The sequence below is a fragment of the Nostoc sp. genome, from assembly GCF_036917435.1.
In the GTDB taxonomy this organism is placed as follows: domain Bacteria; phylum Cyanobacteriota; class Cyanobacteriia; order Cyanobacteriales; family Nostocaceae; genus Nostoc.
This window is the reverse complement of record NZ_JBALDM010000036.1, coordinates 82,591-93,175: the sequence shown is the minus strand read 5'-3', so window position 1 is coordinate 93,175 and position 10,585 is coordinate 82,591. Positions and strand designations below refer to the sequence as shown.

5 protein-coding genes are annotated in these 10,585 nt (G+C 42.2%); 1 reads left to right on the top strand and 4 read right to left on the bottom strand.

The features are described 5' to 3' along the window. Nucleotides 1-954: 954 nt before the first annotated feature. The 4 genes from V7K98_RS17140 to V7K98_RS17125 form a co-directional block, all read right to left on the bottom strand. Nucleotides 955-5,103, bottom strand: a complete 4,149-nt coding sequence (locus V7K98_RS17140) for a DUF4912 domain-containing protein (RefSeq protein ID WP_335023846.1) — start codon at nt 5,101-5,103, stop codon at nt 955-957. A gap of 378 nt (nt 5,104-5,481) precedes the next feature. Next, nucleotides 5,482-6,612 carry a precorrin-8X methylmutase gene (locus tag V7K98_RS17135; protein ID WP_335023844.1) on the bottom strand — a complete coding sequence of 377 codons (1,131 nt, stop codon included), beginning with the start codon at nt 6,610-6,612 and terminating at the stop codon, nt 5,482-5,484. A gap of 3 nt (nt 6,613-6,615) precedes the next feature. Further along, nucleotides 6,616-7,188 carry a hypothetical protein gene (locus tag V7K98_RS17130; protein ID WP_335023842.1) on the bottom strand — a complete coding sequence of 191 codons (573 nt, stop codon included), beginning with the start codon at nt 7,186-7,188 and terminating at the stop codon, nt 6,616-6,618. Next, nucleotides 7,175-8,284: an AAA family ATPase gene (locus V7K98_RS17125; protein ID WP_335023840.1), complete on the bottom strand. Its 1,110-nt coding sequence runs from the start codon at nt 8,282-8,284 to the stop codon at nt 7,175-7,177. Before V7K98_RS17125 ends, V7K98_RS17130 begins: the two co-directional genes overlap by 14 nt. A gap of 266 nt (nt 8,285-8,550) precedes the next feature. On the opposite strand from V7K98_RS17125, the gene V7K98_RS17120 reads away from it, so the two are divergent. Next, nucleotides 8,551-10,554, top strand: a complete 2,004-nt coding sequence (locus V7K98_RS17120; RefSeq protein WP_335023838.1) for a heavy metal translocating P-type ATPase — start codon at nt 8,551-8,553, stop codon at nt 10,552-10,554. The last annotated feature ends 31 nt before the right edge of the window (nt 10,555-10,585 follow it).

The window sequence follows — 10,585 nt, the reverse complement described above, 5'->3', positions numbered from 1 at the left end:
GGGAGGGAACCGGAAATATCATTTCCCCCCTTTATAAGGGGGGATTAAGGGGGGTAAAACGCCTGTGGGACAGAGCTTTTAGCTTAAGTTGACACTAATGGGCACTGCCGTGCCCCTACGGGTCTATCTCACTCAACCGAGAACCGCTATAAAAAAGAAGGAAGGTTAGGTAAGCTGAAAATACTTTAATTTGTATCCTCAAAAAAATAAATCTCTTGTGGGGTGGGCATCTTGCCCGCCCTAGCTGTGCAAATTAAATGCACGACAGCTTAACGCTTAAATTTTTATATTAATTAGGACTTACACATTGACAAAAAAGACCAAGTATAGATGATTGGAAAAACCAGATCCGTCGTAGGGGCAATTCATGAATTGCCCCTACGACACAGGTCTATTTACTATCAACTAAAAACCTGAAACCATCTGTTTACGTTAATTTACAGGATAAGTACTTTGTAAAGTGCGGAAGTTTTAGTATATTTACTCGTTAGTTTATAAAAATGTCTGTTTGCTTTCTCAAAATATTGAAATGCTTTCTCAAAATGACCTTTGACTTACTCAAAAGGTCATTTGACTTATTCCTTTTGGTGTTTTCCGCAAGTAAAATGACCTTTGACTTATTCAAACCCCAGTTTGCTTTCTCATTTTGGTGTTTTCCGCAAGTAAAATGACCTTTGACTTATTCAAACCCCAGTTTGCTTTCTCATTTTGGTATTTTCCGCAAGTAAAATGACCTTTGACTTATTCAAACCCCAGTTTGCTTTCTCATTTTGGTATTTTCCGCAAGCAAAAGCTAGGACGAATAATTTCTATCATGCAAGGTTTTACCCCACCCTAACCCTCCCCGTATGTATTGGGGAGGGAACCGGATTTCCTGTCTCCCCCCAATATATTGGGGGGATTAAGGGGGGTAATAGAAACCGTAGGCTAAAAAGGGATAATTTAGCTTAATTACTAGTTCTCTGAAGTTTCCTGAGAGAACTTTTTATGGATGGTTTTAGTGGATTCTCCATCAGCCGCGACTGTGATGAGATAGTCCATTAAACCATCTGAAAAGGGGAGACGTAGGTGGAAAGTACCATCGGGTTTGACTTTGACGGGATGTCCACTAATGTTGACGTTTGTATTTGGTTGGGTTGCTCCGTGAATAATTAACTCTGCATCCGCCACAAACCAAAAATCTTCGTGGGAACGACTGAAAACGCGAAGGTTAGGTGAACGGGCGATGAGTAACCAACGTAGTTTATCGCCGGAGGCATCGCTATCAGCTATGTAACCAATTTCAACCATATAGTCGCGATCGCTAACGGGAATCGCCACGAAGCGATCGCGGGCTACCTCTTCACATTCATACTGCTGGATAAGTTGAGGACTTTGATAACTCAAGTCAATGCCAGTTACATCATAGAGCCGCACTACCAATTGTGAGCCGCCCTGTTGATGCAGTGCTTCGTTCTGAGTCGGGGAAATGTGCCAAGAGACATAAGCCCATTTGGGAGTACGGGCTGTGAGCAGTATTTTGCTTTCTTCTTCACTACTCTCTTCTTCTACATTTACCAAGTTAACGGCTGTTTCGCCCGCTATCGCTACATCTTCAAAGTTAATCGCTGTTTCGCCCGCTAACGCTACATCTTCAACAGGGGAATCTGTATGAACGGGACTGAAGACATGAACGATCGCAGAATGGGCAATGAATAACAAACGGCCGCCATCAGCGACATAGCCGATTTCAGCTATGTAATCGCGATCGCTGATGGGAATTTCTACAAAACGATCGTTTGCTGTCTCGTCACATTCATACTGCTGGACAAACTGAGGACTTTGATAACTCAAATCAATGCCTGTGACATCATACAGCCGCACAACTAATTTAGAGCCGCCCTGTTGTTGCAATTCTGCTTTCTTAGTTTCAGATATCTGCCAAGAAACATCAGCCCATTGGGAAGTACGAGGTGTGAGGATAATGCTATTTTCTTCTTCCCCAATCTCTTCTTCTAAATCCCAGTCAATATCCGTTTCACCCGTGATAGCTATATCATCAACGATTGGATCTGGAAGCACCGGGCTGAAGAAACGAACAACTGCTGAATGGGCAATCAATAACCAGCGATCGCCATCAGCAAGATAACCAATTTCAGCTATGTAATCGCGATCGTTGACGGGAATATCCACTAGTCCGTCGTGTGCTGTCTCTTCAGATTCATATTGCTTGACAAGGTGGGGACTTTGATAACTCAAGTCAACGCCTGTAACATCATACAGCCGCACAACTAATTTAGAGCCGCCCTGTTGACGTAGTGCTGCTTTCTTGGTTTCGGATATCTCCCAAGTGACATGAGCCGATGTAGAAGTATAGGGTGTGAGCAAAATATTGCTCTCTTCTTCTACGTCCACGAATTGAATATCTGTTGCATCCGCGTTGGCGTAGCCCGCCGCAGGCATCGCTACATTATCAACTATTGGATCTGGATGCACAGGGCTGAAGAAACGAATAACTGCTGAACGGGCAATGAATAACCAGCGATCGCCATCAGCAAGATAACCAATTTCAGCTACATAATCGCGATCGTTGACGGGAATCTCTAACAAGCGATCGTGTGCTGTCTCTTCAGATTCATACTGTTTTACAAGGTGCGGACTTTGATAACTCAAGTCAATGCCAGTCACATCATAAAGCCGCACAACTAATTGAGAGCCGCCCTGTTGAAGCAATGCAGCTTTCTTGGTTTCAGAAATTTCCCAAGAGACATGAGCCAATGTAGAAGTATGCGGTGTGAGCAAAATACTGCTCTCATCTTCTGCATTTACCAAATTAATAGCTGTTTCGGCTGCAATTGGTGCATTGTCAACCGTGGTATTAGCTTCTCCTTGGGTATCTGATGCAAGATTGATCGCCCAGGCTCCAATCCCTGCACCTGCTGCTAAAGCCGCAACGTCTGCAAAATCTATGGAGTCATTTTTAGCAGCACCTTCTTCAACAGTTGGCTCTGTTTGAGATTCTTCGTTTACTACATCGATCGGAGGTTCGGCTTCATCTGCTACGACATTGAATAAATCTTCTTCTGACAATTCTGGTAAATCGATCAGTGAAGGTTCCACTTTGCCATATTCTGGGAAAGGCAATTCATCTACTGAAGCTGTATTTTCAGTTGAGGTGATTGGTAACGGTGAAGGTTCCACTTTGCCATACTCTGGGAAAGGCAATTCATCTACTGAAGCTGTATCTTCAGTTGAAGTGATACTTTCTAACCAGTTCAATTCTGCCTGAAGTTCCTCATCTATCTCATCTTCACTAATTTCTGTGTCCCAATATCCCAAATTAGATGTTACTTCTGGCGCATCTGGTAATTCTGGCAGTGGGGCTGTCACTTCTGATGAAGGCAGTTGCACATCAGATATTTCTTCTGGAATATTACCCAGATGAGGATAGGGAGTATTTACTACAGCTGCTGGGGCTTCTATATCCCATGCAGTATCATCAGAATTAGGAGTGTTTGTCCCCGTATAATGATTTAGCTCAACCGTTTCATCAGTTGGATTTGTTTCTGTTTCTTTGTTGGTAAAGGCAGACCATGTAGTTGCCCCTATGCCCGTTACTAAAGCTGCGCCACCAGTTAAAGCTGCGGCTCCCGAACCTCCCGAACCTCCCGAACCATTAGTTACAGCAGAAGTTGTACCTTCATAGAGATTAGAAGTACCATTGCTTGCCTCTTGTACTAAATTGGCTGTGCCTTGAGTACCATTTTCACTCAGGTCAGATTCTGTTTGAGCATAGATATTGAAAGAAGTGCGATCGGGGGTTTCTTGCTCTTGGAAATGTGGTAATGGCTGCTCTACAAGCATCGTTCCGTTAATGGAGGGAGCGGTGCTGGCATTGAGTAACGCCATTTCTCCATCTTCTGTACTAGGTGATGTACTAGGTAGATGAGGATTTGATTCTGGTAACTTGTCTGTTTGATCGCTAGGCGATGGGCGTTTTCCCAGAACCCACCATAATAAGGCTCCAGCTACAGTAGTAAAAAACAAAGGTAGGAGCAACCAAAATGGTGCTTCCTTGTTTCCAGCCGGACTATTTTGTGCAGTAGCAGGATCGACAAAAGGCTGTTCGCTAAATGCAGAGGCACTGGCACTAGGGGAAGCTATAACAGCAGGTGTTGCTTGGGCGCTGGGAGTAGAGGAGACAAAAGGTTGTGTGATGTTGGCTGCAACAGTAGTAGCTTCCGTCGTTCTAGCTTGTTCTATAGCTTTCTGTCCTAGCGGTGCAAGAGTAAAGCCAAGAAAATCTACTATGCTGACGCTGGGATTTTTTTTGTAAACGTAAACTAAAGGTTGCGAGAAGGGATATTTTGCATCTTCTGGCAAGACTTGATTTAACTGCAAAACTCGCACATTTTGCAGCTTTGACACCTGATTAGCTAACACATAGCTGATGCCGTCTTTGCCCAGTTGTTTGATAATTTCTGTGGTATTTTCATCAGTTAGTTGGGTAGCATCTGGCCCTGTAGCAAATTCAGCACTCTTGAAGGCTGGATAAGTGCGAAAAGTATTGCGAGTCTCACTTGTACTAGGGTGATCGATTAACCGAATCTTTGCTGATGGGCCTCCCACTTGTGACCAATTTGTAATTTGTCCCCGGAAAATCCGGGCAAATTGCTTACTAGTTAAGCTGCCTTTGAAAGGATTATCTGCGCTAACCACGATCGCAATCTTCTCACGGTGCAAGCGAACTTGCTCTAATCCTTTGGCTTTTTCTGCTGGTGTCAATCCACGCCCCATTGCTACGATGTCGATTTTGCCATCTAGCAACTCTTTGAGTGCCGTATCAGTGCCATTAGCGGCAACATCAACTTTTGCACCCGAAAACTGTTTTTCAAAATTCTCTTTCAGGCTTTGGTTGATTGGACTCAAGCCACTTGAACCATCAATCCGAACTGTTGTCCCATTCTGAACTGTTTGCGGCACTGCAAACGAAGGAGACTCAGTTTTAGATTGCGCCAGTATGGGTTCTGACACCAGCAAACCTGCTGCCATAGGAGTTGTAGCTAAGGCAACCCATAGTATCAGCCTGATTATCGAAGTATCTTTTTTTTCTTGTTGCCACATAAGCCCTTAATTAAAGTAAAAAATAGAAAGCCTACCAGTCTTAAATCACAACCTTGTTAAAGATTATGGAGGAGACGCGCCAATTATACATCTGAGTTATCTTTACTTCTAAGTTCCTTCAGCGCACTTGTATTGATCTATACTTTGATTGAGATTGTATAGCATGATAATTTATACTCTAACTACCAGAGTCTGTTTACTATAAAATGTTCTAATTTAGATTGCAACTTATACTAACTTGGCAGTTTATGGTAACAATTATGAATTATTGAATTACTAAAACTGGTAAAGTGTAGCAAATTCAATATTATTTAACAATATTATTTTCAGTAGTGCTGAGTACTGAGTATTTTTATGTCTAAAATGAGTACTTATTTTTCAGCACTCAGAAGAATCTACTATATTTTTGAGATAACAATGACAATCTGGCTTATCAATGAGTGACTCCACTAAAGCATTTAAAGCTGTAGCAGCTAAAGCGCCACCTCCCAAAGTTCCTGCAACTGTAATAAAAGGTATCTCTTGTTGCATCAGTTGTCGCTTGGCTGCGGGAGCATGACTAAAGCCAATGGGCATTCCAATTACTAATGCAGGCTGAATTTTTTGATTAGCGATCGCTTCGCAAACTTCTACAAGTACTGAGGGAGCATAACCAATTACCAATACACAACCCTGATTTACTTGCAGCAATTTTTCTCGCCATTCTCGATGTTGCCAAAAAGCAACTTCGGCTTCTGTGGCGGTGGTGATGTGGGGATTATCAATTAAGGTTTCAATGTGGCATCCCAAGTGAAGTAATCGGGTTTGATCTAAAGCAGCAGCAACCGTTTGGGTATCGACAACAATTTGACAGCTTGAAGATAAAGCTTCTCGACTAGCTGCGATCGCACCTCGACTCAACTTGATAAAGGATACTAAACTGACATCGCCACAAGCCAAAACCAACTGAGAAATTAAATGTTGTTCAATTTCCGAACGCTGAGACAAATCTGGTAATAAGCGTTGTAACGATTCTGAAAAAGCTTCCGAGTGGGTATGAATTTCGGCATCTAAGCCACTCCAGAGATTTTCCAATCCCCCCAATCCGGCTTGAGTTTCGACATCCAGTAACTTAAGTTGTGCCAAAACTTCCGCCTGCATAATTTGACAATGGCGATCGCGCCCCAATAATCCTTCTAGTGCTGATGCTGTTTGGCGTAGTTGCGAAATTTGTTGCATCACCGCCCGATATTGCTGCTGGAGTTGCCCCATGAGGTTAACAGTTGTGTCAGCTTCTGGTTCCACCTCTAAAATATTGCGGATATGGTTCAGCTGAAACCCTTGCTGCTTGAGTGCAACAATCCTTTGCAACCGCAGAACATCTTTTTTGGTGTATAAACGGTAATTGCTGTGCGATCGCACTGGTTGCGGTAACAGTCCTAATTGATGGTAATGTCGCACCATGCGCGGAGTTAAACCGCCACCTACTGCATCTGTGAGTTCTTTAATAGTTAAGCTACTAGCATTCATGATTTACTCCAGCAACGGCAAAATTCTTTGTAACTCTTCACAAGCTGCCTGAAGAGATGGCGGTGGATTTTCATCTAAACTCCCTTGAGAACACTGGTTTGCTAATTGTTCAACACCAGGTTTGCAAATTGCCTCATTTTTAAGATATTTTGGATATTTGGATTTTTCTCCTTCTTCTTCAACAACTTCTCCTGTTCGTAAATAATGTATCCAAGTTTCGATATTTCTTTTTGGCACGAAGATTGCTATTTTCTCATCAGGCTTACGAAGTTCCTGTGAATCTTCTATAAGTGCATTATCTAATTCTCTCAGTGTTGCCCTGACTGTCGTAGTATCTGCATCAATCAACACTACTAGCATTCCTGAACGATAGTTTTTTCTCCGGTATGCTTTAACCTCTGCTGCATAATGGTTTCTAACAAACTGCTCTCCTGCACCTTTACCTTTTGGAGAAGTCCTAATTGTGAGGTTTTTTGGATCTATATTAAAGCCTCGCTTTTTTAAAAAATGGTATGCAAAAACTTGCTGTTGTAGATCCTCACACAAAATTACTATCTGTACTCTATTCTGGGTCATACAGCCAGCCCCGTGCAATCAGTTCTGAAATTGGTAATCCAGAATTTTGAGTTTCTTCATTACTAATTAGTTTTACTCGTGCAGGTGCATTACTTTGACGCTCAAACCAATAACCTATTGGTGAAGCTAGAAGATAATTAATTAATACAGGATGATGGGAGATTAGCAAAGCTTGTATTTTTGCGTCAATACAGAAATCATAAAGTTGAATTAGCCAAGGTTGAATTTCCGGCAGAGCTAAAAAACTTTCTGGCTCATCAATGCAAAGTGTATAATCTTCAGATTCAGTGCAATAGAGAATGGTGTACAAAGCAATTACCACTTTTTGACCATCGGATAATTCACTAAAACGATAATCAATAATTTTTTTTCTATCTTCATCTGTCGAAAATCGTAATTTTAGAATTCGATACTTTTCACCGAATTTTTCAAATTTAAAACTTACAAAACCATCTAATATATTTTTTAGAACGTCTATCAGTTCAGCAACTTTACCCTGATCTTGGGAAATGTATCGATACCAAGAAACAAAGTTCTCCATTCTATAAGTCAATTGTATTTCTTCATGTTCACTACCATCAACCATCAAACTAGGAATAATTTGGACAATAATAAATCGCTCAATGCGATTTCGGAACCAATTAAGCTTTGAATTTCCTGCAAAAAAAGATAGGATGGAAAATTGCGATTCATTAATAGGCGATCTGATTGTTTTCTCATTTTCTTGAGATAGTTGAAATTGATTTTTCTCTACTTTCAATAAAATTTGATTATTAAACCATAAGCGTTCATATTCAATATGGCTTTTTTCTTGATTATGTCTAATAGCAAATTCATATTTATAACGACCATTATTGCCAGTAATTTCTAGTTCAAAACGCTGAATTTGTAAAGTCTGCCAGCGAGTACAGTCATCAGATTTAAAAATCTCTTCTACTTTTTCGCCACCACTTATGAAAATTTGAATTTTCCGTAAGACTTCAAATACAGTTGATTTACCTGCTCCGTTACCACCAAGAAACAGGTTAATCGAGTCAAAATTCATCTCAAAATTTACCAAGCCGCGAAAGTTATCAATATATATTCGCTTTAGCATATATTTTTCCTCTTAGTGCAATTTTAAAGCTAACAGTTAAATCGTCCCATTTACCCACTCCCCCTTTTGAAAAACGCTCCAAAAACACAGATAAACATTTAACTCTGCGTACCTCTGCGCTTCCCTCAGCGCGACGGCAGTCGCTACAACGGGGGGAACCCCCGCAACGCGCTACCTCCCCTTTGCGTTTCAAAATCATTATAAACCTTGACATTAACATTAATGTCAAGGTTTATCCTAAGAGAATCCTTGTTAATTCACCTCTCATGCTCTACCCCCAACGCTTCAGCCAATTCACCAGAGAACACGCAGATACCGTCGCCGCCATTTCGTGTGGCTTACTACTATTTCTCGGATGGTTCGCCCTACATCTCGGATGGTTAGGATTGGCATTCCTGCTGCTACCTGCTGCTTATGTAATTGGTGGTTACGAAAGTGCGCGGGAAGGATTGACTACCCTATTCAAAGAAAAAGAACTTGATGTAGATTTGCTGATGATTGTCGCCGCCATTGGTGCTGCTAGCCTCGGCTTATGGCGACGAGAATATCATTTAATTATTGATGGGGCAATTTTAATTCTCATCTTTGCCATCAGTGGCGCATTAGAAGGCTATGCCATGCAGCGAACTGAGCGAAGTATCCGTAGTTTGATGAGCCTGACACCAGATACAGCCAGAGTTTTGCTTCAGGGAAGAGAAGAAGAAATTTCTATCAGTCAGCTAAAAGTAGGTGATGAGATTGTCGTCAAACCCGGAGAGCTAATTCCTACTGATGGGATAATTTTATCTGGTTACAGCACCCTCAATCAAGCTGCAATTACAGGCGAGTCTTTACCTGTAGAGAAAACAGTCGGTGCAGAAGTATTTGCAGGTACACTCAACGGCTATGGTGCATTGCAGATTAAGGTACACAAGCCAGCGCAAAGTAGTTTGATTCAGCGTGTAATTCGCTTGGTAGAACAAGCGCAGACAGAAGCGCCACCTTCCCAAGAGTTTACCCTTCGCTTTGAAAAAGGATATGCCAAAGTAATTGTAGTAGCCGGGATATTGCTGGCAACTTTACCGCCATTTCTTTGGGGTTGGGATTGGGAAACTACCATTTATCGGGCGCTGACTTTTTTGGTGGTTGCTTCTCCTTGTGCGCTAATGGCTGCAATTATGCCCACCCTGCTGTCGGGAATTGCCAATGGTGCAAGACAGGGGATTTTGTTTAAAAATGGGGCGCAGTTGGAGAAAATTGGCAAAGTGAGAGCGATCGCATTTGATAAAACTGGTACTCTAACAACAGGACAGTTGCAGGTATTCCAAGTAATTGCAATTGGCGAATACACTCAAGCAGATGTATTAAAAACCGCCGCTAGTGTGGAATCCTATTCAGAACATCCCATCGGTAAGGCAATAGTTCAAGCGGCTGGTGAAACAGTTCGAGTCTTGGCGGTTCCCGTCGAGTCGAAACTGTTGAACCCGAAGGGTGATTTAGATTTGGTTGGTGCAATTCAAGTGCAAGCTATACCTGGACAGGGAATTGTCGGAATTGCTCAAGAACAAGAGATAATTGTAGGGAATGCCATTTTTGTGCAACAGTATGTCACAAATTTACCTGAAGAATTGCGAGAAATGGCTCAATCTTTGGAGCAAGAAGGTAAAACTGTCGTTTGGGTAGCGAAGAACCCCACCCCCAACCCCTCCCCGCTTGCGAGGAGGGGAGCCGGAGAGGTGATGGGTGTAATTGCGATCGCAGATGAAGTCAGATCGCAAGCAGCCGCAACCATTACCCGGTTAAAGAAACTGGGAATTGAGCAAATTGTCATGTTAACTGGGGATAATGAAGAAACTGCTCAGAGTGTCGCCAAAGCAGTAGGAATCGATCGGATATATGCTCAACTTCTACCAGAAGATAAACTAGACGTTATCCGCCGTCTACAGCAAAAGTATCAAACTGTGGCAATGGTGGGCGATGGAATTAATGATGCACCAGCTTTAGCCCAAGCATCTGTGGGTATAGCGATGGGAATATCTGGTAGTGATGTGGCATTGGAAACCGCAGATATAGTGTTGATGGCAGACAAGCTAGAAAAAATTGCGGTGGCGATACATTTGGGGAGGCGATCGCAATCCATAGTCAAACAGAATATAGTTGTAGCGTTGGGTTTCATTATGTTGCTTTTGGTGGGCAACTTTCTCGGAAATATTAACTTACCTATTGGTGTGATTGGACATGAAGGTTCTACAGTATTAGTTACCCTCAGTGGTCTAAGATTGCTGAAATAAGCTAAATTCTAGAGCTTTTGTATAGCAGGGG

Coding starts and splice junctions, on each gene's coding strand:
- V7K98_RS17140 (WP_335023846.1), bottom strand. CDS start 5,103: ATGTGGCAACAAGAAAAAAAAGATACTTCGATAATCAGGCTGATACTA.
- V7K98_RS17120 (WP_335023838.1), top strand. CDS start 8,551: ATGCTCTACCCCCAACGCTTCAGCCAATTCACCAGAGAACACGCAGAT.
- V7K98_RS17130 (WP_335023842.1), bottom strand. CDS start 7,188: ATGACCCAGAATAGAGTACAGATAGTAATTTTGTGTGAGGATCTACAA.
- V7K98_RS17125 (WP_335023840.1), bottom strand. CDS start 8,284: ATGCTAAAGCGAATATATATTGATAACTTTCGCGGCTTGGTAAATTTT.
- V7K98_RS17135 (WP_335023844.1), bottom strand. CDS start 6,612: ATGAATGCTAGTAGCTTAACTATTAAAGAACTCACAGATGCAGTAGGT.